This window comes from Nesterenkonia sp. Act20 (genome assembly GCF_019173455.1).
GTDB lineage: Bacteria > Actinomycetota > Actinomycetes > Actinomycetales > Micrococcaceae > Nesterenkonia.
The window spans coordinates 618,770-644,457 of record NZ_JADPQH010000002.1 but is presented as its reverse complement, the minus strand read 5'-3'; the positions used below and the strand labels follow the sequence as shown (position 1 = coordinate 644,457).

At 66.8% G+C, this 25,688-nt stretch carries 27 protein-coding genes; 23 read left to right on the top strand and 4 right to left on the bottom strand.

Translation table 11 applies throughout. The features are described from left to right. The first annotated feature begins 103 nt into the window (after window positions 1-103). The 14 genes from secY to glmM all read left to right on the top strand — a co-directional run bounded on the left by secY (window position 104) and on the right by glmM (window position 11,745). Window positions 104-1,411 carry a preprotein translocase subunit SecY gene (secY, locus tag IY716_RS12625; protein WP_218222022.1) on the top strand — a complete coding sequence of 436 codons (1,308 nt, stop codon included), beginning with the start codon at window positions 104-106 and terminating at the stop codon, window positions 1,409-1,411. Further along, on the top strand, window positions 1,408-1,977 hold the full coding sequence (locus IY716_RS12620; protein WP_218222021.1) for an adenylate kinase: 570 nt from the start codon (window positions 1,408-1,410) through the stop codon (window positions 1,975-1,977). The genes secY and IY716_RS12620 overlap by 4 nt, the downstream gene beginning before the upstream one ends. Continuing rightward, the gene (gene map, locus IY716_RS12615; protein WP_218222228.1) at window positions 1,974-2,822 is read left to right on the top strand and encodes a type I methionyl aminopeptidase; all 849 of its coding nucleotides are present in this window, start codon (window positions 1,974-1,976) and stop codon (window positions 2,820-2,822) included. The genes IY716_RS12620 and map overlap by 4 nt, the downstream gene beginning before the upstream one ends. Window positions 2,823-3,051: 229 nt before the next feature. Beyond that, window positions 3,052-3,273 (top strand): translation initiation factor IF-1, encoded by a 222-nt coding sequence (gene infA, locus IY716_RS12610; RefSeq protein ID WP_036473267.1) that lies wholly within the window; start codon window positions 3,052-3,054, stop codon window positions 3,271-3,273. A 63-nt stretch (window positions 3,274-3,336) separates the two neighbouring features. Continuing rightward, on the top strand, window positions 3,337-3,453 hold the full coding sequence (rpmJ, locus tag IY716_RS12605) for a 50S ribosomal protein L36 (protein WP_036473268.1): 117 nt from the start codon (window positions 3,337-3,339) through the stop codon (window positions 3,451-3,453). Between the two features lie 216 nt (window positions 3,454-3,669). Then, window positions 3,670-4,038 (top strand): 30S ribosomal protein S13, encoded by a 369-nt coding sequence (rpsM, locus tag IY716_RS12600; protein ID WP_218222020.1) that lies wholly within the window; start codon window positions 3,670-3,672, stop codon window positions 4,036-4,038. A gap of 65 nt (window positions 4,039-4,103) precedes the next feature. Further along, window positions 4,104-4,505, top strand: a complete 402-nt coding sequence (gene rpsK, locus IY716_RS12595; protein WP_192592289.1) for a 30S ribosomal protein S11 — start codon at window positions 4,104-4,106, stop codon at window positions 4,503-4,505. A gap of 119 nt (window positions 4,506-4,624) precedes the next feature. Then, a complete protein-coding gene (locus tag IY716_RS12590; protein WP_218222019.1) occupies window positions 4,625-5,641 on the top strand; it encodes a DNA-directed RNA polymerase subunit alpha in 1,017 nt (338 codons plus the stop codon). Between the two features lie 77 nt (window positions 5,642-5,718). Continuing rightward, window positions 5,719-6,282, top strand: coding sequence for a 50S ribosomal protein L17 (gene rplQ, locus IY716_RS12585; RefSeq protein WP_218222018.1), 564 nt, complete (start codon window positions 5,719-5,721; stop codon window positions 6,280-6,282). Between the two features lie 96 nt (window positions 6,283-6,378). Then, window positions 6,379-7,248 (top strand): tRNA pseudouridine(38-40) synthase TruA, encoded by an 870-nt coding sequence (gene truA / locus IY716_RS12580; RefSeq protein ID WP_218222017.1) that lies wholly within the window; start codon window positions 6,379-6,381, stop codon window positions 7,246-7,248. Between the two features lie 230 nt (window positions 7,249-7,478). Then, the gene (locus tag IY716_RS12575) at window positions 7,479-8,927 is read left to right on the top strand and encodes a sugar porter family MFS transporter (protein WP_218222016.1); all 1,449 of its coding nucleotides are present in this window, start codon (window positions 7,479-7,481) and stop codon (window positions 8,925-8,927) included. A gap of 373 nt (window positions 8,928-9,300) precedes the next feature. After that, the gene (gene rplM, locus IY716_RS12570; RefSeq protein WP_218222015.1) at window positions 9,301-9,744 is read left to right on the top strand and encodes a 50S ribosomal protein L13; all 444 of its coding nucleotides are present in this window, start codon (window positions 9,301-9,303) and stop codon (window positions 9,742-9,744) included. Between the two features lie 37 nt (window positions 9,745-9,781). Beyond that, window positions 9,782-10,279: a 30S ribosomal protein S9 gene (gene rpsI / locus IY716_RS12565; RefSeq protein ID WP_192592295.1), complete on the top strand. Its 498-nt coding sequence runs from the start codon at window positions 9,782-9,784 to the stop codon at window positions 10,277-10,279. Window positions 10,280-10,392: 113 nt separating this feature from the next. After that, on the top strand, window positions 10,393-11,745 hold the full coding sequence (gene glmM, locus IY716_RS12560; RefSeq protein WP_218222014.1) for a phosphoglucosamine mutase: 1,353 nt from the start codon (window positions 10,393-10,395) through the stop codon (window positions 11,743-11,745). Window positions 11,746-11,862: 117 nt separating this feature from the next. Here the strand turns inward: glmM and mscL are convergent, their stop codons facing one another. From mscL to coaA, 3 genes are read right to left on the bottom strand one after another with little or no spacing between them, the layout of a single operon-like run. Further along, window positions 11,863-12,387 carry a large conductance mechanosensitive channel protein MscL gene (mscL, locus tag IY716_RS12555; RefSeq protein WP_218222013.1) on the bottom strand — a complete coding sequence of 175 codons (525 nt, stop codon included), beginning with the start codon at window positions 12,385-12,387 and terminating at the stop codon, window positions 11,863-11,865. Window positions 12,388-12,420: 33 nt separating this feature from the next. Continuing rightward, complete coding sequence (locus IY716_RS12550; protein ID WP_218222012.1) at window positions 12,421-13,374, bottom strand: D-alanyl-D-alanine carboxypeptidase family protein; 954 nt, start codon at window positions 13,372-13,374, stop codon at window positions 12,421-12,423. Between the two features lie 7 nt (window positions 13,375-13,381). Then, the gene (gene coaA, locus IY716_RS12545; protein ID WP_218222227.1) at window positions 13,382-14,374 is read right to left on the bottom strand and encodes a type I pantothenate kinase; all 993 of its coding nucleotides are present in this window, start codon (window positions 14,372-14,374) and stop codon (window positions 13,382-13,384) included. Between the two features lie 83 nt (window positions 14,375-14,457). Here coaA and glmS point away from each other — a divergent pair, with 83 nt between their 5' ends. Genes glmS through tsaD form a run of 8 tightly spaced genes read left to right on the top strand, consistent with a single transcriptional unit; the run spans window position 14,458 to window position 22,487 of the window. Continuing rightward, entirely contained in the window at window positions 14,458-16,326 is a 1,869-nt protein-coding gene (glmS, locus tag IY716_RS12540) for a glutamine--fructose-6-phosphate transaminase (isomerizing) (protein ID WP_218222011.1), read from the top strand. Window positions 16,327-16,354: 28 nt separating this feature from the next. Continuing rightward, window positions 16,355-16,705: a holo-ACP synthase gene (locus tag IY716_RS12535; RefSeq protein WP_218222010.1), complete on the top strand. Its 351-nt coding sequence runs from the start codon at window positions 16,355-16,357 to the stop codon at window positions 16,703-16,705. 2 nt (window positions 16,706-16,707) lie between these two features. Continuing rightward, window positions 16,708-18,192 carry an NAD(P)H-hydrate dehydratase gene (locus tag IY716_RS12530; protein WP_218222009.1) on the top strand — a complete coding sequence of 495 codons (1,485 nt, stop codon included), beginning with the start codon at window positions 16,708-16,710 and terminating at the stop codon, window positions 18,190-18,192. A gap of 42 nt (window positions 18,193-18,234) precedes the next feature. Beyond that, entirely contained in the window at window positions 18,235-19,434 is a 1,200-nt protein-coding gene (alr, locus tag IY716_RS12525) for an alanine racemase (protein WP_218222008.1), read from the top strand. Then, the gene (tsaE, locus tag IY716_RS12520; RefSeq protein WP_218222007.1) at window positions 19,431-20,030 is read left to right on the top strand and encodes a tRNA (adenosine(37)-N6)-threonylcarbamoyltransferase complex ATPase subunit type 1 TsaE; all 600 of its coding nucleotides are present in this window, start codon (window positions 19,431-19,433) and stop codon (window positions 20,028-20,030) included. The genes alr and tsaE overlap by 4 nt, the downstream gene beginning before the upstream one ends. 17 nt (window positions 20,031-20,047) lie before the next feature. Further along, on the top strand, window positions 20,048-20,797 hold the full coding sequence (gene tsaB / locus IY716_RS12515; RefSeq protein WP_218222006.1) for a tRNA (adenosine(37)-N6)-threonylcarbamoyltransferase complex dimerization subunit type 1 TsaB: 750 nt from the start codon (window positions 20,048-20,050) through the stop codon (window positions 20,795-20,797). A 38-nt stretch (window positions 20,798-20,835) separates the two neighbouring features. After that, entirely contained in the window at window positions 20,836-21,366 is a 531-nt protein-coding gene (gene rimI, locus IY716_RS12510) for a ribosomal protein S18-alanine N-acetyltransferase (RefSeq protein WP_218222226.1), read from the top strand. Beyond that, window positions 21,363-22,487, top strand: coding sequence for a tRNA (adenosine(37)-N6)-threonylcarbamoyltransferase complex transferase subunit TsaD (gene tsaD / locus IY716_RS12505; RefSeq protein WP_218222005.1), 1,125 nt, complete (start codon window positions 21,363-21,365; stop codon window positions 22,485-22,487). Before rimI ends, tsaD begins: the two co-directional genes overlap by 4 nt. 86 nt (window positions 22,488-22,573) lie before the next feature. Here tsaD and IY716_RS12500 read toward each other — a convergent pair whose 3' ends face one another. Continuing rightward, the gene (locus IY716_RS12500) at window positions 22,574-23,737 is read right to left on the bottom strand and encodes a glutamate--cysteine ligase (RefSeq protein WP_218222004.1); all 1,164 of its coding nucleotides are present in this window, start codon (window positions 23,735-23,737) and stop codon (window positions 22,574-22,576) included. Window positions 23,738-23,863: 126 nt separating this feature from the next. On the opposite strand from IY716_RS12500, the gene IY716_RS12495 reads away from it, so the two are divergent. Then, window positions 23,864-25,687 (top strand): glycoside hydrolase family 3 N-terminal domain-containing protein, encoded by a 1,824-nt coding sequence (locus IY716_RS12495; RefSeq protein ID WP_218222003.1) that lies wholly within the window; start codon window positions 23,864-23,866, stop codon window positions 25,685-25,687. The last annotated feature ends 1 nt before the right edge of the window (window position 25,688 follow it).

Genomic DNA, 25,688 nt, shown 5'->3' with positions numbered 1-25,688 from the left:
CGGTCACGGTCTCAGGATTCTTTTCTCATGCGCACCGCGCGTTAGTATGACTGCCTGTGTGGCCGAAGGCATCACACAGGCAATTCACGCATCAGGAGGCCGCTTGTTCAGCGCGATCGCAAGGGTGTTCAAGACACCCGACCTGCGTCGAAAGATCTGGTTCACCATCGCGATCATCGCGATCTACCGCATCGGCGCATTCATCCCGGCCCCCGGGGTGGACTACTCAGCCGTCCAGCAGTGCCTGGCACTGGGGACCACTGAGGGCGGCCTCTACTCCTTCGTCAATATGTTCTCCGGCGGCGCACTGCTCCAGGTGTCCATATTCGCGCTGGGGATCATGCCCTACATCACCGCGGCGATCATCGTGCAGCTGCTGCGCGTGGTCATCCCCCGGTTCGAGAACCTCCAGCGTGAGGGGCCGCAGGGCCAGGCGAAGCTCACCCAGTACACCCGATACCTGACGATCGCCCTCGCGACGCTCAACGCCACCACGCTGGTGACGACCGCGCGCACCGGCACTCTGCTCGGCTGTGACATCCCCATCACCACCAGCGACGCCCTTCCCGTCATTCTGCTGATGATCCTGGCGCTGGTCACCGGCGTCGCACTGATCATGTGGCTCGGCGAACAGATCACCGAGCGTGGTGTCGGCAACGGCATGTCCATCCTGATCTTCGTCTCCATCGCCGCCGGCTTCCCCGGCGCGATGGGAGAGATCTGGACCACCCAGGGATGGCGGACCTTCGGCATGGTGCTGCTCATCGGACTGGTCACCATCACCGCCGTCGTCTTCGTCGAGCAGTCCCAGCGTCGCGTCCCCGTCCAGTACGCCAAGCGTCAGGTGGGTCGCCGCACCGTGGGCGGAACCTCCACTTACATCCCGATCAAGGTCAACATGGCCGGTGTCATTCCGGTCATCTTCGCGTCCTCGGTGCTGATGCTTCCCTCGGTGCTCGCACAGTTCAACCAGCCCGGCCCGGGGGAGGAGCCCTCCTGGCTGATCGAGTTCGTGCAGACCTACTTCGTGGGCGGTGCCCACCCGCTCTATATGGCCACCTTCTTCCTGATGACCATCTTCTTCACCTACTTCTATGTGACGATCACGTTCAACCCGAACGAGGTCGCCGAGAACATGCGCAAGTTCGGTGGCTTCATCCCTGGCATCCGCGCCGGCAAGCCCACAGAGAGCTACCTGGCCTACGTCATCTCACGGATCACCTTCCCGGGTGCGCTGTACCTGGGCCTGATCGCACTGATCCCACTGATCGCGTTCGTGCTGATCGGAGCAAACCAGAACTTCCCGTTCGGCGGCACGTCGATCCTGATCATGGTCGGCGTCGGCCTGACCACGGTCAAGCAGATCAACGCACAGATGGAACAGCGGAACTACGAAGGGTTGTTGCGATGACGCGCATGTTGATTGTCGGACCTGCCGGCTCAGGCAAGGGCACCCAGTCGAAGAAGATCTCCGAGGAGCTCGGCATCGTGGCCATCTCCACGGGTGACATCTTCCGAGTGAACATCAAGGAGCAGACGGAACTCGGACGCGAGGCGCAGAAGTACGTCGACGCAGGGGACCTGGTGCCGGACTCCGTGACGAACCGCATGATCGAGGACCGCCTCACCTGGGAGGACGCGAGCAACGGCTTTCTGCTCGATGGCTACCCGCGCAATCGCGTTCAGGTCGAGGCGCTCGATGAGATGCTCGAACGCCTCGAGGTCTCCCTCGACGTCGTCCTGGAGCTCACCGCCGACCGTGAGGAACTCATCGAGCGGCTCAAGAAGCGCGCTGAGATCGAGGGACGAGAGGACGACGCCGACGAGAGCGCCATCCGTCGTCGGCTGGAGATCTTCAGCTCTGAGACCGCGCCCATGATCGCCGAGTACGATGCCCGTGGGCTTGTGCGTCGGGTCGACGGCCTGGGCCCTGTGGAAGACGTCAACTCGCGCATCATGGCAGCGCTGAAGTCCTGATGTTCTCCCGAAGCCGGATCGAGCTGAAGTCTCCGCAGCAGCTCGGCCATATGGCCGCGGCCGGTGCCATCCTCAGCGAGGCGCTGGATGCGACCCTGGCGGCAGCCGCCCCCGGCGTGACCACGTCTGCGCTCAATGACGTGTTCGCCGAACTCATCACCGCACGTGGGGCAAAGCCGAACTTCTTGAACTATCACGGCTTCCCCGGCTATATCTGCACCTCGGTCAACGACGAAGTGGTCCACGGGATCCCGGGGGAGAGGGTGCTCCAAGCAGGAGACGTGCTCAAGGTGGACGGAGGGTGCATCGTCGAAGGCTGGCACTCAGACTCCGCCCGCACGCTCATCCTGGGCGACGCCACGGCGGGCACCGCCGACCCGGAGGATGAGCGACTCTCCCAGATCACGTCTTCGGCGATGTGGCGCGGCATCGCCGCCTTCGCCGAGGCCAAGAGCACCGGCGAGATCGGGGAGGCCATCGAGGAGTACGTGGCAGCCCAGTCAGGCAGACCGCTCGGGATTCTCGAGGACTACGTGGGTCACGGCATCGGATCGCAGATGCATATGGCGCCCGACGTGTTCAACTACTCCACCGGAATGAAGGGCGCTCGGATCAAGCCGGGCATGGCCCTGGCGATCGAGCCGATGCTCACTCGCGGGGGCATCGAGACCCGGGTCCTCGAGGACGACTGGACCGTGGTGACCACCGACGGCTCGCATGCGAGCCAGTGGGAACATTCGGTGGCCCGGCACGCCGAGGGCATCTGGGTGCTCACCGCAGCCGACGGCGGAGCCTCCGAGCTCGAGCCGCTGGGCGTGACCCCCGTGCCCATCCCGGCCGCCTGACACCACCCCCTGATCCGGGCCGCCAGACCCTTCGCACCGGCGGAGTTGTCCCGGTGCCAGCCCATCCTGTAGTCTTGACTGCTGGTTGTCTCTGCGGTTCAGCGTGCCTGCATGCAGGACCGTCGAGTCGCCGCAGCAATCGAATCAGACCCCACAGTCATGTGTCGCCGCACTGCGCCGCAGTGTGAGTTGCTCATGACCGGGGGGTCGCGAACGGTATGTGGAGCATATGGGTAAAAAAGAAGGCGTCATCGAGGTAGAGGGTCGAGTCTCTGAGGCTCTGCCGAATGCAATGTTCCGCGTGCGTCTGGAGAACGAGCACGTCGTCCTCGCAACCATTTCGGGCAAGATGCGCCAGCACTACATTCGCATCCTTCCTGAGGATCGCGTGGTGGTGGAGATGAGCCCGTATGACCTCAACCGTGGACGCATCGTCTACCGCTATAAGTGAGTCGACGAACGCGTCGGTACACGTAAAAAACTGTCGCACGCGACCGAATAATGAGGAGAACCCATGAAGGTTCAGCCGAGCGTGAAGCAGATCTGCACTGACTGCAAAGTCATCCGCCGCAGCGGCGTGATTCGTGTGATCTGCAAGTCGAACCCACGCCACAAGCAGCGCCAGGGCTGAGTCCTTCACTTACTACTTGAGTAGGTGAGGGCGCACCCGCGCTGGACAGCTCACATCATATGGCAGTGCAGCCCGTCACTGAGCTGGACGAGCACACCCCCGGTTTCCGAAGGCCGGGGACCCGCTGATGACATCACCTCCGATGTCGGACCGAGACGGTCCCAGAGGGAATTGCACTGCTGAAGACCTTCGGAAGAGAACAAGGAGGACTGCCACGTGGCACGTCTGGCAGGTGTGGACATCCCGCGCGAAAAGCGCACGGTGATCGCACTCACTTATATCTACGGCGTTGGGCGCACCAGCGCCGAATCAGCCGTCCAAGCAACCGGTATCGAAGCTGGTACCCGCGTGAAGGATCTGACTGACGAACAGCTGATCTCTCTGCGTGACTACATCGAGAGCCATCTCACCGTTGAAGGTGACCTCCGCCGCGAGGTCGCCGCCGACATCCGCCGCAAGGTCGAGATCGGCTCCTACGAGGGTCTGCGCCATCGCCGCGGCCTTCCGGTCCGTGGTCAGCGCACCAAGACCAATGCTCGAACCCGCAAGGGCTCGAAGAAGACCGTTGCAGGTAAGAAGAAGTAGTTCAGCACCGCAGGCCCATTCACGCCAGCAGCAGCTGATCCGAAGAACTTAGTCACGGAGAAGAAATGCCACCAAAGACTCGCGCAGCGGCCCGCAAACCGCGCCGCAAAGCCAGTAAGAACATCACGCAGGGCCAGGCTCACATCAAGTCGACCTTCAACAACACCATCGTCTCGATCACCGATCCCTCGGGCGCCGTCGTGTCCTGGGCATCATCGGGCGAGGTCGGATTCAAGGGCTCCCGCAAGTCCACTCCTTTCGCCGCACAGCTTGCCGCTGAGCAGGCCGCCAAGCGCGCCCAGGAGCACGGCATGAAGAAGGTCGAGGTCTTCGTCAAGGGCCCCGGCTCCGGACGCGAGACCGCGATCCGCTCCCTTCAGGCCGCTGGTCTCGAGGTGGGCTCCATCTCGGACGTCACCCCGAGCGCGCACAACGGCTGCCGCCCGCCCAAGCGCCGTCGCGTCTGAGCGAGCTTCTTTACAAGACATTTAGAGCCTGTCCCCGGCCGCTGCGCCGGGGGCAGGCCGAGCATCATTACTCAGTGAGAATGCGTCATATAGCGGATGCACTCTGAAAGGAACAATCAGTGCTCATTGCACAGCGCCCCACGCTGACCGAAGAAGTTGTCGCCGAGAACCGCTCCCGATTCACCATCGAGCCCCTCGAGCCGGGCTTCGGCTACACCCTCGGCAACTCAATGCGTCGGACCCTGCTTTCATCCATCCCAGGTGCGGCAGTCACCAGCGTTCGTATCGACGGTGTCCTCCACGAGTTCACCACGATCGCCGGGACCAAGGAAGACGTCACCGAGCTCATCCTCAACGTGAAGCGACTCTCCGTCTCTTCCGAGCATGACGAGCCCGTGGTCGCCTACCTCCGCAAGGAGGGCCCAGGTCCGGTCACCGCCGCCGACATCACACCGCCGGCCGGAGTGGAGTTCCACAACCCGGACCTGCACCTCGCCACGCTCAACGAGCACGGCAAGCTCGACATGGAGCTGACCGTCGAGCGAGGCCGCGGCTACGTCTCGGCAGCACAGAACAAGATGGCAGATGCCGAGATCGGCCGCATCCCGGTTGACTCGATCTACTCACCGGTCTTGAAGGTCTCCTTCAAGGTCGAGGCCACCCGCGTCGAGCAGCGCACCGACTTCGACAAGCTCATCGTCGACGTCGAGACCAAGGCGTCCATGGAGCCGCGCGATGCCCTGGCGTCCGCCGGCACCACCCTGGTGGAGCTGTTCTCGCTGGCACGTGAGCTCAATGTCGCAGCCGAAGGCATCGAGATCGGCCCCTCGCCGACCGACGCCGCGCTGGCCGCCGACATGGCGCTGCCCATCGAAGATCTCGAGCTGACCGTGCGGTCCTACAACTGCCTCAAGCGCGAGGGCATCCACACAGTGGGTGAGCTCGTGGCTCGCTCCGAGGCTGACCTGATGGACATCCGCAACTTCGGTGCCAAGTCCATCGACGAGGTCAAGGACAAGCTCGTCGAGCTCGGTCTCTCGCTCAAGGATTCCCCTGCAGGCTTTGACCCGACAGCCGCTCGTTTCCAGGAAGCTGGCGACGAGGACTACGTCGAAGACGAGCAGCAGCGGTTCTAAGAACTGCGGCCCACGATAATTATTCGCGCTGATGTTCTTGTAGAACTGACTGCGCACCACTCAAGGAGAACCACACCATGCCTACCCCCACCAAGGGTCCGCGCCTGGGCGGCAGCCCGTCGCACGAGAAGTTGATGCTGGCAAACATGTCGGCCAACTTGTTCGAGCACCGCGCGATCACCACCACGCTGACCAAGGCCAAGCGCCTGCGTCCCTATGCCGAACGTCTGATCACGATGGCGAAGCAGGGCGACATCGCCGCTCGTCGTCGCGTGGTCAGCAAGATCAGCGCCAACAGCGCCACTCATCAGGCAGTCGTCCACGAGCTGTTCACCGTCATCGCCCCCGCGATGGCCGAGCGCCAGGGCGGCTACACCCGGATCGTGAAGATCGGCAACCGTAAGGGCGACAACGCTCCGATGGCTGTCATCGAGCTCGTCATGGAGCCGGTTTCGCGTAAGCAGGCAGTGGTCAAGGAGGCCGAGCAGGCCACCACGAGCACCGCCGGCACCCAGGAGACCTCGCAGGTGGAGACCTCCACCGAGGCGAACGACTCCGAGACCGCCGCGGCAGAGAACACCTCTGCCGAGGCCCAGTCCACCGAGGCTGCTGAGTCTGAGCAGACCGAGGGCGAGAAGTAAGCACTTCTCACCCCTGCAGAGGCGCCCCCGATCCGAGTGATCGGGGGCGCCTCTGTGTCTGCGCCACGTGCCTTCAGGAGCAGAGAGGCTTGAACGATGAACACCGCTGAGGATCCACAGCCCGAGACTGTGCGGATACGTCTAGATCTGGCGTACGACGGCAGCGCCTTTCACGGCTGGGCGGCACAGCCGGGTCTGAGCACCGTGGAGGGGACTCTCCGCGAAGGGCTCGCCACGCTGTTCCGCCGTGAGGTGCCGCTGATCGTGGCAGGACGCACCGATGCCGGCGTCCATGCGCGCGGGCAGGTGGTCCACCTTGACCTCACCGCCGCGGAGTGGAGCGGACTGGTCCGCGGACGCAGCATCACAGCCGAGGAAGCCCTGGTGCGCCGACTGGCAGGTGTGCTGAACGCGCAGCGCGGCGCCATCGTCGTCTTTGCCGCGCGCGAGGTGGCACCGGATTTCGACGCGCGATTCTCCGCTCTGAGCCGGACCTACCGTTATCGGATCGCGGACGCGCCAGGGCTGCAGGACCCGCTGCGTCGCTCCGACACCGCCTGGCATCGCACACGGCTGGACGCTGAGGCGATGGGCCTCGAGGCCGCCTCCGTGGACGGACTCCGCGACTTCGGCAGCTTCTGCCGGCCGCGTGAGCGCAGCACCACCATCCGGGAGCTGCAGCGTTTCAGCATGGAACGGGACGACGCCGGCATCATCACGGCGCGCATCACTGCTGATGCCTTCTGTCACCACATGGTGCGCGCACTGATCGGGGCCTGCATGGACGTGGGGGAGGGGCGCAGGGAGCCCGGTTGGCTGCTGACCCGGCTCGCCGTGCCGAGCTGGGACGAGAAGGTGCGCCTGGCACCGCCGGCAGGACTGGTCCTGGAATCGGTCCAGTACCCCGCGGATGAGCAGCTCGGAGTGCGCGCCGAGCAGACCAGGGCCCTGCGGGATTCTCTCTGACCTGGGCGAATGGACGTGATTTGCGACACGTGGAGAGATCCTCTCGTCAGGTGTTCGCGAGGGTGTTCGCCTGTGAATTCGGGCCGGTGTCTCGCTTGGAGTGCGCCGCACTCGTCAGATGCGAGGTTTCCGGGGTGGCGTGGTTCACGTCGAGGCACCATAATCGGTCGGGCTTGCCTTCACTGGAGAAGGCATCACGTCCCTGACCTGACAGAAGGAATCAACCTCTGATGAGCAATACTTCAAGCTCGCAGGACTCCGGCATCGGTGGTGTCGCCTGGGTAGTCCTGGTCGCCGCGTTCGGCGGCTTCCTCTTCGGCTTCGACACGGCCGTGATCAACGGAACCGTGGGCCCCATACAGTCCGAGTTCGGCCTCTCCGACCTCGCCATCGGCTTCACCGTCTCCTCAGCCCTGCTCGGCTGCATGGTGGGTGCATGGGCAGGCGGCAGCCTCTCCGACCGGATCGGCCGCCAGCGCTCCATGATGGTCGCCGCCGCATTGTTCTTCATCTCGGCACTGGGTTCAGGCCTCGCCTTCGGCGCCGTGGACCTGGTCATCTGGCGCGTGCTCGGCGGCATCGCCGTCGGCATGGCCTCGGTGATCGCTCCGGCCTACATCGCCGAGGTGGCGCCGACCAACCTGCGTGGGCGCCTGGGCTCGATGTGGCAGCTGGCCATCGTCGTCGGCATCTTCATGGCAGCCTCCTCCAACGCCTTCATCGCCAACCTCGCCGGCGGGGCCGCCGACCAGCTGTGGTGGGGTCTGGAGGCCTGGCGCTGGATGTTCCTGCTCGAGGCTGGACCGGCGCTGCTCTACGGGCTGCTCTCCTCCTCCATCCCCGAGTCGCCGCGGTACCTGGTCTCGCGCGGTCGCGATAAGCAGGCTGCCAAGGTCCTCGAAGAAGTGGTCGGCGTCAAGGGCGAGAACGCCATCGCGCAGAAGATCAAGGATGTGCGCGAGACCATCAACATGGAGGCGCGGCAGAAGTTCCGCGATCTGATCGTCAGCGGAAAGATCTCACCGATCGTGTGGGTCGGACTCGGTCTGGCAGTGTTCCAGCAGTTCGTCGGCATCAACGTGATCTTCTACTACTCCAACACCCTGTGGCAGGCCGTGGGCATCGCCGAGGATCAGGCCTTCCTGGTCCAGATCATCACCACCAGCGTGAACATCATCGCGACCGTCATCGGCATCATCATCGTCGACAAGGTGGGCCGCCGGATCCCGCTCGCGGTCGGCTCCGCCGGCATGGCGCTGGGCCTGGGCATGATGGCAGTGGCCTTCAGCAACGCTGTGGTCACGATGGGTGCCGACGGTGAAGAGCTCGTGAACCTGCCCGGCGCCTGGGGCATGATCGCGCTGGTCTCGGCAAACGTCTTCGTGCTCTTCTTCGGCGCCACCTGGGGCCCCTTCATGTGGGTCCTGCTCGGCGAGATGTTCCCCAACAGGGTGCGCGCCGTGGCGCTGGGCGTAACGGCCTCGGCGAACTGGGCCGCGAACTTCCTCATCTCCATGCTCTTCCCGGAGATGGCCGACTTCTCGCTGGTCTTCGCCTACGGCTTCTACGCGGCATGCGCTCTGCTGTCTCTGGTCTTCGTGCTCAAATGGGTGCCGGAGACCAAGGGGCGCGAGCTTGAGGACATGTCCAACGATGCCTATAAGCGGGCCGTGCGCTGAACCGTCAGCGCTGAGATTCGGCACCGCATCCAGTGCCGAAGTCCAGCCGCTTTCAGCGGCGCCCCTGCCCGAACAGCAGCCTCTGAGCATCTCCGATGATCAGTGACTTTGCTCAAAGGTGGGGGCGCTCTGTATAGTGGTTGGTTGTTGTGCGTGTCCACCCTTGCGTGGGTTCGTGTTGAGGCGGCTCAGTTGCATGGTTGAAGCCTCCGCGAACTGCAGGGGAACTCACGGGCCCGGTCAATTCCCAGTCCTCACCTGGGAATCCGGATGTCGCACTCGCGAAGAAACAGTCACTGACACCTGGTGCCGCTCACAGCATCAGGGAGCCAAGTGCACTGAACCGTAGAACATCGACCGAAGGCATACCAACGTGCGTACGTACACCCCGAAGCCTGGCGACGCCGATGCCCAGTGGCACGTCATCGACGCGACTGACGTCGTGCTGGGCCGCCTCGCCACCCAGACGGCCGCGCTGCTGCGCGGCAAGCACAAGCCGACCTTTGTCCCACACCAGGACATGGGCGACTTCGTCATCATCATCAACGCCGAGAAGGTCGCCATGACCGGCGACAAGGCCGAGAAGAAGCGCTACTGGCGCCACTCCGGCTTTCCCGGTGGCATCAAGTCGCTGACCTTCAATGAGATGGTCGAGCGCTACCCCACCCGGGCTGTCTACCAGGCAGTCAAGGGCATGTTGCCGCATAACAAGCTCGGAACGGCTCAGCTGAAGAAGCTGCGCGTCTATGCAGGTGCTGAGCACCCGCACGTCGCCCAGCAGCCTAAGCCGTTCGACATCTCCCAGGTCGCTCAGTAGTCCTGGCCACCCGACACTAGAATTTTCAAGGAGAATCGTGGCTCAGAACACTGAAGAGCTCACCGAAACCGAGGAGCTTTCAAGCTACACCTCGGAATCGACCCCCGCCCAGGAGACCGCCGGCGAGTCCGAGCGTGCACCGCTGACCGTTGGCGGAGCCGCCATCGGTCGTCGCAAGCAGGCTCGCGCACGCGTCCGCATCACCCCGGGCACAGGCCAGTGGACCCTCAACGGTCGCAGCCTGGAAGATTACTTCCCGAACAAGCTGCACCAGCAGGAAGTGAATGATCCCTTCACCCTGCTGGGCCTCACCGGAGCCTACGATGTGATTGCTCGCATCGACGGCGGCGGCCCCTCGGGTCAGTCCGGCGCCCTGCGCCTGGGCATCTCCCGCGCGCTGAACGAGATCGACCGCGACCACAACCGCGCGTCGCTCAAGAAGGCCGGATTCCTGACTCGCGACGCCCGTGCGGTGGAGCGCAAGAAGGCCGGTCTCAAGAAGGCACGTAAGGCACCGCAGTACTCCAAGCGCTAAAGCCCGCGCACTGATCTCAGTGCGGAGCTCAGCTGCACAAGACCCCGTCGGAGACTCTCCGGCGGGGTTTTGCGCGTCTGCAGGGGCTACCGCCCAGTACACTGGTCGTCATCATGGCACGACTTTTCGGCACTGACGGTGTGCGTGGTGTGGCCAATGGGCTGCTCACCGCGGAACTCGCCCTCACCCTTTCCCAGTCAGCAGCGACCGTCCTGGGCCACCAGCAGGTGGCCCCCGGCACCCGGCCCACCGCGGTCGTCGCCCGTGACCCCCGCATCTCCGGAGAGTTCATCTCCGCCGCCGTCTCCGCCGGTCTGGCCAGCGCCGGAGTCGATGTCTACGACGCAGGAGTGCTGCCCACCCCCGCCGCCGCGTTCTTAGTCGATGACATCGACGCGGACTTCGGGGTGATGATCTCCGCCTCGCACAACCCCGCCCCGGATAACGGGATCAAGTTCCTCGCCCGCGGGGGCCATAAGCTCGACGACGCCGCTGAAGACGCCATCGAGACCCAGCTGGGCCGTGAGCCAGCCCGGCCCACCGGGGCCGACGTCGGGAGGGTCCGCCGGTTCGCTGACGCCGAAGACCGCTACCTGGTGCACCTGTTGCGCTCCATGGACGGGGTGAGTCTGAAGGGACTGAAGATCGTGCTGGACTGCGCCCACGGTGCCGCTGCCGGGGTCTCACCCCAGGCGTTCACCGACGCCGGGGCTGAGGTCATCGTGATCGGGGCAGACCCGGATGGGCTGAACATCAACGACGGGTACGGGTCGACTCATCTGGGCCCGCTGCAAGACGCGGTGCTGGCCCATGGGGCGGATCTGGGGATCGCTCACGACGGGGATGCTGACCGGTGTCTCGCGGTGGATCACACCGGAGAGATCATCGATGGGGATCAGATCATGGGGGTCCTGGCGATCGCGCAGAAGGACGCCGGCACCCTGGTCGAGGACACCCTGGTGGTCACGGTCATGTCCAACCTGGGGCTGAAGCTGGGCATGGAGGCCGCCGGGGTGCACCTGGTGGAGACCGCGGTCGGTGACCGGTACGTGCTGGCCGCGATGCGCGCGAACGGGTACAACCTGGGTGGGGAGCAGTCCGGGCATCTGATCTTCGCGGACTGGGCCACCACTGGGGATGGTCTGCTGACCGGTTTGCAGCTGGCGTCTCGGGTGGCCGCGACCGGTAAGACGGCCCGGGTGCTGGCGGCCGAAGCGATGACGAAGCTTCCGCAGGTGTTGATCAACGTCAAGGGTGTGGACCGGACCCGGGCGAAGACCCATGCCCCGCTGCAGGACGCGGTGGCGCAGGCGGAGGCCCGTCTGGGGGAGACCGGGCGGGTGTTGCTGCGCCCGTCGGGGACCGAGCCGGTGGTGCGGGTGATGGTCGAGGCCGCGACCGCGGAGCTGGCCCAGTCGGAGTCCGAAGCGCTGGCCGAGATCGTCAAAGCCGAACTCGCCCTCTAGGCCCCTCTTCGTTCCCCTCGGGAACCCCTCCCCGTTCAGCGGCGGATTCTCCGGGTACCTGAGGCTTGATTAGGCCCCATATGGTCGGAGAATCCGCCACTCAACGTGGGGGTGGGGTCAGTCCTTGCCCCAGACCACGTCCTTGGCCTTGCCAAGCACGGGATGGCGGCGGGGGCCCTGAGGAGCCTCTGTGGTCGCCTGTTCCGCCGCCAGGCGCTGCCCCTCCGCCAGGGTTGCCAGGTAGGCCGGGTTGGTGACCTCGGTCTGGGCCTTCAGCTGGTCTCGGATCTCCTTGAGCAGCGTGATGTTCTCCTCTTCGACGGGGGCCTTCTTGGCTCGCCGCTCGCGTGCCTCCACCACACGCTTCATCGGCGCGATGACCACGTAGTACACCGCGGCGGCGATCAGCAGAAAGTTGACCAGTGCGGTGAGCAGCACGCCGAACTGGATGGCCTGCCCTCTCACCTCGACCACTGCGAAGTTGTCGAAGTCCTGGTAGCCCACAAGGGCCGAGATCAGTGGCATCAGCACACTCTCCACCAGGGCCGTGACCACGGTGGTGAACGCGGTGCCGATGACCACGGCGGTGGCGAGGTCCACGACGTTTCCGCGGGTGATGAACTCTCTGAATCCTTTAAGCATGGAGAAGAGTCTAGGACACCCCGAGAGCCCGGCTCACGAGGTCCCCGCGGGGTCCAGGTCCGGCTCCTCGACGTCGTACTCGGCGGCTGCCGGGCGATCCCAGTACTCCTCCAGGGTCAGATCCTCCGCGGCGACCTCCTGCGCGGTCTCCTCGCCCACATAGCGCAGGTGCCAGGGCTCGAACTGGTACCCGGTGATCTCCTCGGCGCCGTCGAGGTAGCGGATCACAAATCCGTGGTCCGCGGCGTGCTCGGCCACCCACGCTCCCTCCGGGGTGTCGGCGAAGCAGTGCCCCTGGATGCAGTTGGGGTTATCGATGCTGATCACGTCTGCGGCCAGCCCCGTCTGGTGCTCGGAATACCCTGGGCGGGCCACCAGCTCATCGGTCTCCTCGGTGCCCACCGCCGAATGCCGGTTCGCGTAAACCTCGAGCTGCGCGGCATAGGACCGGTAACCGCTGGTCATCGCGAGGACCTGGCCGTCCTCGCCGGCATCTTGGATCAGCTCTTCGAGCGCCTCGGCGGCTTCCTCGCGCAGCAGAAGCTGGGACTGCGTACTCATCCGCACCTCAGGAGCCACCAGATCCTCCGGGGCGTAGTCCTCGGGCTGCAGCGGGTTCTGCCGATTCACCAGCACGTGGATCGAATCTGGATCCCGGGAGGGGTCACTGGCGCGGTCGGGAGCCTCCTCCGGCGTCGGTTCCGGTTCCGGCGTCGTTTCCGGCTCCGGCGCTCCGGACTCCGGGATCTGGTTGCCGCGCACCTCGTCCAGCGGGCCCTCGCCGCTGAGCGTCTCACCGCTGAACGCTTCGCTGCTGAGCTGGCTCACCCAGCCCCAGGCGCGCGGAAAGAGGTAGCCGATCAGCAGCAGCACCGCGATCAGCACGACCACAGCCAGCGCGCGGCGACGGCGGTAGATCTTCGCCCGCCGTTCCTGCTTCTGCTGCCAGTGGCGGCGGCCAGCTTCGGTCAGTTCCCCTCGAGACATCGGCGGTTCAGACCTTGCGCAGCAGAACGCGCGACACCGAATGGTCCTCACCCTTGGCCATCACGAGCCGGGCCCTGGAGCGGGTCGGTTGGATGTTTGCGCGGAGATTCGGGCCGTTGATCCGCTTCCAGATATCGGTGGCCCGGGCCTTCGCCTGCTCGTCATCGAGGTAGGAGTACTGGTGGAAGTAGCTCTCCGGGTTCGCGAAGGCCCCGTCGCGCCAGCGCATGAACCGATCCACGTACCACTGCTCGATATGCTTGGGCTTCGCATCCACGTAGATGGAGAAGTCGAAGAAGTCACTCAGCGCGAGCCCAGTGGTGCCGTCCTCGCGCACCCGTGCGGGCTGCAGGACGTTGAGCCCCTCCACGATGAGCACATCGGGCTGTCGGATCACGACTTCGCGATCGGGCACGATGTCATAGACCAGGTGGGAGTACCAGGGCGCCCGGACCTCCGGCTTGCCGGACTTCACCTCCGAGACCATCCGCAGCAGCCCTCTGCGGTCGTAGGCCTCGGGGAAGCCCTTGCGGTCCATGATTCCGCGGCGCTGAAGCTCCGCATTGGGATAGAGGAAACCATCGGTGGTGACCAGCTCCACGCGGGGGGTGGAGGGCCATCTGCGCAGCATCTCCTGGAGCACGCGGGCAGTCGTGGACTTGCCCACCGCAACGGAGCCGGCGACGCCGATCACGAACGGGGTCCGGAGGGTCTGTTCACCGAGGAACTCATTGGCCGCCGAGCGCAGATGCGCGGCGGACTCCACGTAGATGGAGAGCAGCCGGCTCAGCGGCAGGTAGATCTGTTCGACCTCGTTGAGCGAGAGGTGCTCGCCGATGCCGCGGAGACGGTCGACGTCGTCCTGGTTCAGCGGCTGCTCTATCGTATCGGCCAGGCGCGCCCAGGCGTGACGGTCCAGTTCGGCGAAAGGAGAGTGTGAGGCACCCGGCTGACCGGGCTTGGCAGGTGATCCCGCCCAGGGGGCCGTGCCCGCCACCACGGCGGGCAGAGACCCGGTGGACGTGCGCGGATGAGGATCATCGGATGGGTGTTCAGACACGTAGACACGATACGCTATGGGCTATGTGTGGAATTGTCGGCTATATCGGCCTGCCTGAGAAGACCAGCCAGCACGGAGCCCTTGATGTGCTCCTCGAGGGACTCCGTCGCCTGGAATACCGGGGATATGACTCCGCGGGAGTGGCCACTGTGGCCTCCGGGACCGTCTCCATGAGGAAGAAGTCCGGCAAGCTCGCCAATCTCCTCAGCGAGATCGAGGCCGAGCCCATGACTGAAGCCTCGGTGGGCATCGGACATACCCGCTGGGCCACCCACGGTGCACCCAATGACCTGAATGCGCACCCTCACTTGGCCGACGGCGATAAGCTCGCCGTGATCCACAACGGCATCATCGAGAACTTCGCGCAGCTCAAGGCCAAGCTCGTCTCCACCGGGGAGACCTTCGCCTCCGAGACCGACACCGAGGTCGCTGCGAAGCTGATCGCACAGCACTTCACCGCCACGGGCGGAGACCTCACCGAGGCGATGCGCCTGGCGGCGAACCAGCTCGAGGGTGCCTTCACCCTGCTCGCGGTGCACGCCGACCAGCCGGACCGAGTGGTGGCCTCCCGCCGCAACTCACCGCTGGTGGTGGGCCTGGGCGACGGGGAGAACTTCCTCGGCTCCGACGTCTCCGGCTTCATCGACTTCACCCGTGAGGCGGTCGAGCTCGAGCAGGACCAGGTCGTGACCATCACCACCGACGACGTCGCCATCATCAACTTCGACGGGTCTCCCGCCGAGGGCAAGCGCTTCTCCGTGAACTGGGACGCCGCCGCCGCTGAGAAGGGCGGCTTCGGCACCTTCATGGAGAAGGAGATCCACGATCAGCCCAAGGCGGTGGAGGACACCCTGTTGGGCCGCACCGACGCCTCCGGCCGTCTGGTGCTCGACGAGCTGCGCATCGATCCTGAAGAGCTCAAGAACATCTCCAAGATCATCGTGCTGGCCTGCGGGACCTCCGCCTACGCGGGAATGGTCGCCAAATATGCGATCGAGCACTGGGTGCGCGTCCCGGTCGAGGTCGAGCTCAGCCATGAGTTCCGCTACCGCGATCCCATCATCGACGACTCCACGCTGATCGTCTCGCTGTCCCAGTCCGGCGAGACCATGGATACGCTTATGGCGGTCCGCTACGCCAAGGAGCAAGGCGCGCGCACGCTGGCGATCTGCAACACCAACGGGTCCACCATCCCGCGCGAATCCGACGCCGTGCTCTACACCCACGCCGGTCCCGAGATCGCCGTGGCCTCCACCAAAGCCTTCCTTGCGCAGATCACCGCCTCCTACCTGTTGGGCCTGTACATGGCGCAGCTGCGCGGGAAGCTCTTCCAGGGAGAGATCGACGACATCCTTGCCGATCTGCACAAGATCCCGGGCAAGATCCAGGAGGTCCTCGACGGCGGCGAGCAGATCCGTGAGCTGGCTCGAGAGATGGCTCAGGCCCCGTCGGTGCTGTTCCTCGGCCGCCACGTCGGCTACCCGGTCGCGATGGAAGGTGCGCTCAAGCTCAAGGAGATCGCCTACATCCACGCGGAGGGCTTCGCCGCCGGTGAGCTCAAGCACGGCCCGATCGCACTGATCGACCAGGGCCAGCCGGTCTTCGTCGTCGTGCCCTCCCCGCATGGCCGCGACTCGCTGCATGCCAAGGTGGTCTCCAACATCCAGGAGGTCCGCGCCCGCGGTGCCAAGACGATCACGGTCGCCGAGGCTGGCGACGCCGACGTCGTGGATTACTCCGAGCAGGTCTTCTACGTGCCCGAGACCCAGCCGCTGCTGATGCCGCTGCTGACCACCGTGCCGCTGCAGATCTTCGCCTGCGCACTGGCCGCAGAGAAGGGCTACGACGTCGACCAGCCGCGCAACCTGGCGAAATCCGTCACCGTGGAGTGACACTCGCAGCTCAGACGAGGAGAGAGACATGATCGTCGGTATCGGAGTCGACGTCGTCCTGGTGACGCGGTTCGAGCATCAGCTGCGCCGCACGCCTGCGCTGCGCGAACGACTGTTCGTGCCCGCAGAGCGGGAGCTCAACACCCGCTCGCTGGCCGCCAGGTTCGCCGCCAAGGAGGCTGTGGCGAAGGCCCTGGGTGCACCCGCGGGCATGAACTGGCAGGACTGCCAGGTCGTCATGGACTCCGCCGGGGCGCCCTCGGTGGAGGTCTCCGGCACGGTCGCCACAGTGGCCGATTCCCGTGGTGTCAAGCGCTGGCACCTGTCCCTCTCTCACGACGGTGACGTGGCCACCGCCATGGTGGTGGCGGAAGGCTGAACATGTCCAGAGCAACCACACCGGTGTATTCCGGTGCTCAGATCCGCGCCGCTGAGACTCCACTTCTCGAGGCTGGCGCGGGTCCTGACCTGATGCGCCGTGCGGCCCACGGCCTGGCCTCCTATGTGCTGGATCTGTTGCGCAGCAGCGGCAAGATCTACGGTGCGCAGGTGCTCGGACTCATCGGTGCCGGAAACAACGGTGGAGACGGCCTCTACGCGCTGACCGTGCTGCGGGCTCGCGGCGTGGACGCCGCAGCGGTGCTCGTCGCCGACCGCGCGCACCCCGAGGCGCTCGAGGCGTTCCGCGCCGCCGGCGGACGGCTGCTGTTCTCCGTGCCTGCGGACACCGCGGTGCTGATCGACGCCGTGCTGGGCACCGGGGCTCGGGGAGCCTTCGCGCTGCCCGAAGTTCCTGGTCTCGCTCAGGCAGCCAGCACCAGCACCGTCGTCGCTTGCGACATACCCTCCGGGGTCGACGCCGATACCGGTCGCTGCCCGGGTCAGGCGCTGACCGCTGAGCACACCGTCACCTTCGGCGGGGCCAAGCTCGGGCTGCTGCTCGGTGAGGGAGGTCTGCGCAGCGGAAAGATCCACACGGTGGACATCGGGCTGCAGGACCACCTCCCAGAGCCGGCTGCGTGGGAGCTCATCGCCCCAGAACCGACGCGACGCAAGCCGCGCCTCGGTGACCACAAATACAGTCGCGGCAGCCTGCAGGTGGTGGCCGGATCGCCCCAGTTCCCGGGTGCCGCCCAGCTGACCGTGGGATCCGCCATCACCTCCGGCGTCGGGATGGTCCGGCTCCAGGCAGATGCCACGGTCTCCGCCGCCGTGCTGCAAGGGTGGCCCGAAGCCGTGATGAGCCACGGCCGCGGTGCCAAGGCCTTCGACGGCGCAACCGCCGCCGCGATCGGACCCGGGCTCGGCAAAGACAGGTCCCGCCTGGTGGAGGGCGAGACCATGCTTCGCGCCACGGTGGATTCAAAGGTGCCCTGCGTGCTCGACGCCTCCGGCCTCGAGCTGCTGCGAGGAGACCTGCTCACCTCGGGAGACCTCGGCGCACAGCTGATCCTCACCCCGCATCTGGGGGAGGCCCGGCGGCTGGCCGAGGCGCTGGAGGACGAGTCCCTTCAGAGACTTCTCGCCGATCAGCCCGACACGCTCGCCGCGACCCAGGCCCTGGCCGAAGCGCTGGGAGCCACGGTGCTGCTCAAGGGTCCCAGCACGGTGGTGGCCGGACCCTCCGGAGGCGCCCCGCTGATCGTGCGGTCGGCGACTCCCGGCCTCGCCACCGCAGGCACCGGCGATGTCCTCACCGGGATCATCGGTGCGCTGCTGGCGACTGCCGACACCGACCATGAACAGGACTGGGTGCGGATCGCCGCGGAGGGCGCTCGGATGCACGCCGCCGCCGCGCAGCGGCTGGACCCCCAGGGCTTCGGACATTTCGGTGCCTCCGCGCTGATCGGCGCGCTGCGCGAATAGCGGCTGGGCGCATCGTGCGCCCTCGCCGATACAGTGGAGGTCATGGAACAGACTCTCGGGCCTGAACGCGCAGCGGTGATCGACCCTGCCGCAATCCGGCACAATGTGCGCACCATCGCCTCCTATGTGCACCCCGCCAAGGTGATGGTGGCGGTCAAGGCGGAGGGGTACGGCCACGGCGCCCTGACCAGTGCTCGGGCTGCCCTGGACGCCGGCGCCGACTGGCTGGGAACCGCCCATGTGAGCGAGGCGCTGGCGCTCCGCGAGGCCGGAATCCAGGCTCCCATCCTCGCCTGGCTGCACACCCGCGGAACCGATTTCGCCCAGGCCATCTCCGAGCACATAGACCTGGGCATCTCCGGGTGGGAGCTTCATCCTGTGGCGGAGGCCGCAGAGTCGCTGCAGCGCCCCGCACGCGTGCACCTGAAGATCGACACCGGACTCGGTCGCAACGGATGCACCATCGAGGACTGGCCCGAGCTGCTGCGCACCGCGGCGAACTACCAGGAACGCGGGTTGATCAGCATCGAAGGCATCTTCACCCACCTGGCCGTGGCCGATGAGCCGGACCGCCGGGAGACCGACGCCCAGCTTGATCTCTACCGTCACGCGCTGGAGGTGGCCCAGGAACACCGGATCGTCCCGGATCTGCGCCACGTCGCCAACACCCCGGCCGCGCTGTCCCGCCCGGACGCGCATTTCGACATGGTGCGCGTGGGCGTCGGGGTGTACGGGCAGAGCCCCTTCGCCGACCGGACCACGGAGGACCTGGGACTGCGCCCGGCGATGGAGCTGCGCACCTCGGTGGCCAACGTCAAGCGCGTGCCGGCCGGGCAGGGGATCAGCTATGGCCTCACCCACCGCGTGGACCAGCCCACCACACTCGCGCTCATCCCGATGGGATACGCCGACGGCATCCCGCGCGTCGCCGTCCACGCTCCGGTCTGCATCAATGGCCGCCGCTACCAGTCCGTGGGGCGGGTGGCGATGGATCAGTTCGTGGTGGACCTCGCGGAGCTCGACACTGAGATCTCCGTAGGTGACGAGGTGGTGATCTTCGGCGGTGACTCCGGGATCGAGGCTGCCGAGTGGGGCGCCGCGGCGGGGACCAACAACTACGAGATCATCACCCGCATCGGTGAGCGCGTGCCCCGCGTGGTCGTGGACTCAGAGCTCCCGCCGCTGCCCGGCACCGCCGCGGACGACGACGGGACGCCGTTGACCGGCCAGGGCCATTCATGAGCGCCCGGCCGGGCCCGGTGTCTCCGCCCGCAGGGGAGCTCTGGCGCATCGAGGTGGCCCTCGAAGGCCTCGAGGACACCGCTGATTTCGCCGCACGCCTCGCCGCTCGACTCGGGCCGGGAGACCTGCTGGTGCTCACCGGTGGACTGGGCGCAGGAAAGACCACGTTCACCCAGTCCCTGGGTGCCGCACTCGGCGTCACCGGGATGATCAGTTCCCCGACCTTCATCCTCAGCCGGATTCACCGCGCGGAGAGTGAAGGCCCCGACCTGGTCCACGTGGATGCCTACCGCAGCGACTCGGCGGGACTGGAGTCGCTGGATCTGCTCTCCACCATGGCGGACGCCGTGACCGTTGTGGAGTGGGGACGGGGAGTGGTGGAGTCGGCGCTCGTCGGCCCCGACGGCTCCTGGCTCGACCTCGAGCTTCTGCGCGAGGACTCCTCGCCCCGTCCGGACGCGGACTCCTCCGATGCCTCGGCGGAGCCGGAGATCATCACCGATTTCTCCGAGACCGAAGCCGATGTCATGGGCTCCGCCCGCCGCGCTGTGCTGCGGGGCTATGGGCCCGCCTGGGCGCAGCCGCCGACGCTGTGAAGAACTACCATGGAGGGGTGATTCTCGCGATTGACTCCTCTGCCGGCGCCTCCGTCGCCGTGCTCGACCAGGGCCGGGTGCTCGCCCAGTGGCGCACCTCTGAGACCACCGACCACGCCGAGGTGCTCGCCGCCGCCGTGGCGGAGACGATGCGCCAGGCCGGCGTCGACGGTGGCGGGCTGGGCGGCGTCGTCGTCGGCGTGGGTCCCGGGCCCTTCACCGGCCTGCGCGTCGGACTGGCGCTGGCGCACGCGCTGGCGGAGGTCTGGCAGGTGCCGCTGCATGGACTCTGCAGCCTCGATTCATTGGCTCACCGCGCGGTCACCCAGAGCCCCGCCGGTGACCCGGCCGGTGATTCTGCCAGTGACCCCGCCGGTGACCACCTCGGCGGCCCTGTTGAGGCAGGGGTCGAATTCCTTGCCGTGAGCGACGCACGACGGCGCGAGGTCTACTGGGCGCGATACCGCAGCCGTGCCGCCGCGGGCCCTGATCACGCAGCGTCTGCTGAACTCGTCGACGGGCCTCATGTCAGCGCCGCCAGCGAGCTGCCCGATCTTCCTGCCGTGGGGATCGGAGCGGGCCTGTACCCCGAAGCGCTGAAGGCCCGATCCGCGATGGAGGCGAGCTGGCTCCCCGACGCGGTGGAGCTCGGCCAGATCGCTCAGACGCCGGGCCCTGCCAGGCTGCGCGAGCCGCTGCCGCTGTACCTGCGTGAATCCGATGCCAAGGTTCCCGCCCAGGTGCGCCCACGGACGGCCGCCTCGTGAGCGAGACACCCGCCACGAACTCCTTCACCATCGCTGCGATGACCGCGCTGGACGTCCCCGAGGTGCTCGCGCTGGAGAACCGACTGTTTCCCCACGACGCCTGGCCAGAGAGCTTCTTCTACGACGAGCTGGCCCACACCAGCGCCGCCGCAGATGACGGCGGCGCAGCAGACGCAGCAGGTGGCACCGACGCGGGAACCCGCCGCTACTGGACCGCGCGCACAGTCGGGGGTGAGCTCGCTGGGTACGCCGGGATGATGTGCGTGCTGCCCCTGGCGGATGTGCAGACCCTGGCGGTGGCACCCGAGATGCAGGGACGTGGACTCGGGACCAGACTTCTCGGGCTGCTCGTCGACGCCGCGCGTGCACGAGGCGCGGAACAGATCCTGCTGGAGGTGCGTGCCGACAACCCCGGCGCGCAGGCGCTGTATCTGCGCGAGGGATTCGAGCCGATCCATACCCGCGCCCGCTACTACCCCGACGGTCAGGACGCGCTGATCATGCGCCGGCCGCTGACCGATCTCCCCACCCGCAGCTCCGCCACCGATCTCAGGAGCCCCTTGTCATGACCGCTCTCTCCACGCTTCCCACGCCCCGCAAGTCGGGGCAGTCGCTGCCGCAGGCGCCGCTGGTGCTGGGCATCGAGACCTCCTGCGATGAGACCGGGATCGGCATCGTCCGCGGCACCGAGCTGCTGGCCAACACCGTCTCCTCCTCGATGGAGGAACATGCGCGCTTCGGCGGCGTCATCCCGGAGATCGCCGCCCGCGCGCACCTGGAGGCGTTCGTGCCCACGCTGCGTCAGGCGCTGGACACCGCCGGGATCCAGCTCAAGGATGTGGATGCGATCGCGGTGACCGCCGGGCCGGGGCTCGCCGGCGCGCTGATGGTGGGACTCTCCGCCGCGAAGGGGTTGGCGCTGGCCGCCGGAAAGCCCCTCTACGGGGTCAACCACCTGGTGGCCCACGTCGGAGTGGGTCTGCTCGAGTCCTCGTCGCCCATGACGGAGCTCCCAGAGAACACCGGGGCGCTGCTGGTCTCCGGCGGCCACACCGAGATCCTGCGCGTGGTCTCATTGACCTCGCAGGTGCAGCTGCTGGGATCAACCATCGACGACGCCGCCGGGGAGGCCTTCGACAAGACCGCCCGACTGCTCGGACTGGGATACCCCGGCGGGCCCGCCATCGCCGCCGCAGCCGCGCACGGAGATCCCACGGCTTTCAGATTCCCGCGCGGACTGACCATGCCGAAGTTCGAGGGCAGCGCGCAGGCGCCGGGCAAGCACCGGCACAACTGGTCCTTCTCCGGGCTCAAGACCGCTGTGGCCCGCGCCGTGGAGCAGTTCGAATCCGCCGGCCTCGAGGTCCCCGTCCATGACATCGCCGCCAGCTTCCAAGAGGCTGTGGTCGATGTGCTCACCAGCAAGGCAGTTCGGGCTGCGCGGGAACATGGGATCCACACACTCCTGCTCGGCGGGGGCGTGGCGGCGAACCAGCGGCTGCGCGAGCTGCTGACCGAGCGCTGCGCGGCGGCCGAAATCGAGCTGCGCATCCCGCCGGTGAGCCTGTGCACCGACAACGGCGCGATGGTCGCCGCCCTGGGCGCCCAACTCGTGGCCGCGGGAGTGGAGCCCTCCGGCATGGAGATCCCGGCGGACTCCTCCCAGCCGGTGCAGCGGATCAGCGTCTAGCACTCCGGGGGCTTGCACCCGCAGGATCGGATCAGCACTCAGCCTGTTCGGTCCCGCAGAACCTGAAGCTCATAGGCTTCGGCGGCTCAGACCCTGCGCGGGCCGTTGATCGACATCCGGGTCCGCGCCGCGGCATCCAGCACCACCTGGCGCAGATCACCCTCGTGGGTCTCTGCCACCTGACGCTGGCGCTGATAGCCCGCTCCGTCGCGCATCATCTGCTCCACCAGCGCCAGCTCGTCGGCGCAGCCCAGCTCGGCCGCCACCGGTTCCAACCGGTTCAGCTCCTGCTCGAGGTGATCGGTCACCAGCATCTCGTCGCCCTCGGCGTTGAGGATGATCTCGGCGTCGAGCCCATAGCGCGCAGCCCGCCACTTGTTCTCCTGCACGAACCAGGGAGGCATGGAGGTGACGCGGCCGCCGTTCTCGATGCTTTGCACGGTGGAATGCACGATGCACTGGGTCAGCGCGGCCACCCCGGCGATCTCCTCCAGCGTGGCGAGGCCGTCGCAGACCCGCAGCTCCACGGTGCCCAGGCGCGGCACCGCACGCACGTCCCACCGGACCTCGGTGACATCATGGATCACCCCGGTGTGCGCGAGGTCGCTGACCGCCTTCTCATAGCCCGACCACTCCTCGAACTGGAAGGAGGCCCCGGCCGTGGGCAGCTGCTGGAAGACCAGCGCGCGCTGTGAGGCGTATCCCGTGTCCTCCCCGGCCCAGTAGGGCGAGGAGGCGGTGAGCGCCTGGAAATGGGCGTTGTAGTTGCACAGCGCGTTGACCGCGGGCATCGCCTGTGCGACCTCATCGAGGCCCACATGGACGTGGACCCCGTAGATCACCATCTGCCTTCCCCACCACTGCGTCCGGCGGATCAGCTCGGCGTAGCGCTCCTTATCCGTCACCTCCTGCTCGGTGGGGGCGGCAAAGGGGTGGGACCCCTGGCAGTAGAGCTCGACGTCCAGCGGCTCGCAATGGCGCATCACATTGCGTGCGGTCTCGCGCAGCTGCTCCACTCCGGTATTCACGTCGGGGCAGACATCGGTGATCAGCTCCACCGTGTTGGTCAGCAGCTCCTGCTTCACATAGGGGTGTTCATCCTCGGGACCCAGCTCGGCCAGGTCCTGATGACAGGCGCTGAGGATCCGGTCCGCCACGGACCTCAGATCCCCGGACTGGCGGTCCACCAGGGCCAGCTCCCATTCCAGGCCGAGCGTGGAACGTTCAGATTTCGCGAAGGGTAGTTCCACTCAAGGCTCCTTAGTCGGTCAGGGCCGTCGGCCGCATCACAGTTCAGAATACTGCCCAGGCTGGATGGTTCCCGAGCACCCGCCGAGTGGACGCCCTGTTCAGCCTGCGCAGATATCCTGACAGGCATGACTTCGCCCGGCACACCCCGCCGCTCCCGCCGCCTGGCGGCAGCCTCACTGCTCAGCGTGTTGCTGCTCAGCTCCTGCGGACCCGCTGCGGAGACGTCGCCGGAGGGCGTCGAGGAGAGCGCCGGGTCCGCCGAACAGGAGCGGGCCCAGGCCGAAGGTCAGGCCGAGGCTCAGGTCGAGGCGCGGCAGGCCTATGAGGCCGCGCTCGCCGGACCGGGGGAGGAGCACCGACAGCGCGCCGAGGAGATCGTGGCGGAGTACTCCGCCGAGGAGCTCGCCGGATCCGTGCTGGTGGGGGAGTTCGCCAGCACCGATGCCGCGCCGATGGCTGCCCTGATCGAGGAGCTGCACCTGGCCGGGAGCATCATCATGGGTGACAACGTTCCGCGCGGACCCCAGGGCGTGGACACCGAGACGCTCGCCGCGGAGCTGGAGACCCTGACCTCCGGCGCCCAGGACCGCGACGTGCCCCCGATGATCAGCGTCGACCAGGAGGGCGGCCTGGTCACGCGGGTCGCCGCGCCGCTGACCGAGTGGCCCACGCCCATGTCCTACGGCGCGGCAGCTCTGGGCAGCGCGGAGGATGAGGACGAGGCGCGGCCCCCCGAAGGCGCGGGCGAGGGTGAGACCGACGACGACGCACTCACCCGCTCCGGACACCGTCATCTCGCCGCAGAGCTGGAAGAACTGGGCTTCACCACAAGCTTCGCCCCCGAGGGTGACGTCACCGTCGGGGCGGCAGATCCCACCATCGGGTCAAGGTCCTTCGGCGGAGATGCAGAGGCCGTCTCCGAGCTCGCCCTGAGCGGGATCCGCGGCCTCGCCGAGGGCGGGCTCGCCGGGGCAGTCAAGCACTTCCCGGGCCATGGCTCTGTCACCGAAGACTCCCACCAGACGCTTCCGGTCCAGGATGCTTCGCTGGACGAACTGCGCTCACGGGACTGGGTGCCCTTCGCCGATGCCGCGGAGGCCGGCGTCCCGATGATCATGATGGGACACATCGAGGTGCCCGCTCTGGAGGAGGGCACCCCGTCATCGCTCTCGGCGGCGGCCTATTCCGAGCTGCGGGACATGGGCCACGACGGAGTGGTGGTCACCGATGCGCTGAACATGGGTGCCATCGTGCAGGGCTACGGGGGTGACCATGCGGCGGTGCTCGCGCTGCAGGCCGGGGCCGACCTGCTGCTCATGCCCGCCGACGTTCGAGGCGCCCATGCAGCGATCGTGGCCGCGCTGGAATCCGGAGAGCTGGACCGTGCGCGCGTCACGGAGGCAGCCCAACGGGTCGTCGCGCTGCAGCTCTGGCAGACTGACCTCGCCGCCGGAGAGCTGGCCGCGGGTCCGGGAGCCGAGCTGCCGGAGGAGCTCGCGGATGAGAGCGAAGTCACCGGCGAGGCCGGAGCCGAGGCTGACGGGCTGGACTCTGCAGCAGCCACAGCGCAGACGCTGGGGCGCTCGGCCATCACGCTCGTGGCGGGACAGTGCGAGGAAGACCTCGCCGCTGAGGGGATCCAGATCGTCGGCGGCAGTGCGCAGGACCGGAGCAGACTCGCCTCTGCCGCGCAGGCCGAAGGGATCACCGTGGGCTCCGGCGCCGTCGTGAACCTGATCGGCGAGTCCAGCCCTGCCGGGGGAGACATCGCCGTCGCACTAGACCGTCCGGAGGTGCTGGCAGCCGCCGACGCCCCGACGCAGATAGCCCTCTACGGACGCACGGTGGAGTCGTTCGAGGCGCTCGCGCGGGTGCTCAGCGGCCAGGAGGCCCCGGGCAGGCTTCCGGTCGGCGTCGGCGAGGAAGAGCGCGGGCACTCCACCTGCTGAT

Excerpts from the sequence above, each read along its gene's own strand:
- rimI (WP_218222226.1), top strand. The coding sequence starts at position 20,836 with ATGACCGCGCTGGACGTCCCCGAGGTGCTCGCGCTGGAGAACCGACTG.
- truA (WP_218222017.1), top strand. The coding sequence starts at position 6,379 with ATGAACACCGCTGAGGATCCACAGCCCGAGACTGTGCGGATACGTCTA.
- glmS (WP_218222011.1), top strand. The coding sequence starts at position 14,458 with ATGTGTGGAATTGTCGGCTATATCGGCCTGCCTGAGAAGACCAGCCAG.
- rplQ (WP_218222018.1), top strand. The coding sequence starts at position 5,719 with ATGCCTACCCCCACCAAGGGTCCGCGCCTGGGCGGCAGCCCGTCGCAC.
- tsaE (WP_218222007.1), top strand. The coding sequence starts at position 19,431 with ATGAGCGCCCGGCCGGGCCCGGTGTCTCCGCCCGCAGGGGAGCTCTGG.
- IY716_RS12620 (WP_218222021.1), top strand. The coding sequence starts at position 1,408 with ATGACGCGCATGTTGATTGTCGGACCTGCCGGCTCAGGCAAGGGCACC.
- infA (WP_036473267.1), top strand. The coding sequence starts at position 3,052 with ATGGGTAAAAAAGAAGGCGTCATCGAGGTAGAGGGTCGAGTCTCTGAG.
- mscL (WP_218222013.1), bottom strand. The coding sequence starts at position 12,387 with ATGCTTAAAGGATTCAGAGAGTTCATCACCCGCGGAAACGTCGTGGAC.
- IY716_RS12550 (WP_218222012.1), bottom strand. The coding sequence starts at position 13,374 with ATGTCTCGAGGGGAACTGACCGAAGCTGGCCGCCGCCACTGGCAGCAG.
- rpsK (WP_192592289.1), top strand. The coding sequence starts at position 4,104 with ATGCCACCAAAGACTCGCGCAGCGGCCCGCAAACCGCGCCGCAAAGCC.
- glmM (WP_218222014.1), top strand. The coding sequence starts at position 10,393 with ATGGCACGACTTTTCGGCACTGACGGTGTGCGTGGTGTGGCCAATGGG.
- alr (WP_218222008.1), top strand. The coding sequence starts at position 18,235 with ATGGAACAGACTCTCGGGCCTGAACGCGCAGCGGTGATCGACCCTGCC.
- IY716_RS12530 (WP_218222009.1), top strand. The coding sequence starts at position 16,708 with ATGTCCAGAGCAACCACACCGGTGTATTCCGGTGCTCAGATCCGCGCC.
- IY716_RS12495 (WP_218222003.1), top strand. The coding sequence starts at position 23,864 with ATGACTTCGCCCGGCACACCCCGCCGCTCCCGCCGCCTGGCGGCAGCC.
- IY716_RS12575 (WP_218222016.1), top strand. The coding sequence starts at position 7,479 with ATGAGCAATACTTCAAGCTCGCAGGACTCCGGCATCGGTGGTGTCGCC.
- tsaD (WP_218222005.1), top strand. The coding sequence starts at position 21,363 with ATGACCGCTCTCTCCACGCTTCCCACGCCCCGCAAGTCGGGGCAGTCG.
- IY716_RS12535 (WP_218222010.1), top strand. The coding sequence starts at position 16,355 with ATGATCGTCGGTATCGGAGTCGACGTCGTCCTGGTGACGCGGTTCGAG.
- rpmJ (WP_036473268.1), top strand. The coding sequence starts at position 3,337 with ATGAAGGTTCAGCCGAGCGTGAAGCAGATCTGCACTGACTGCAAAGTC.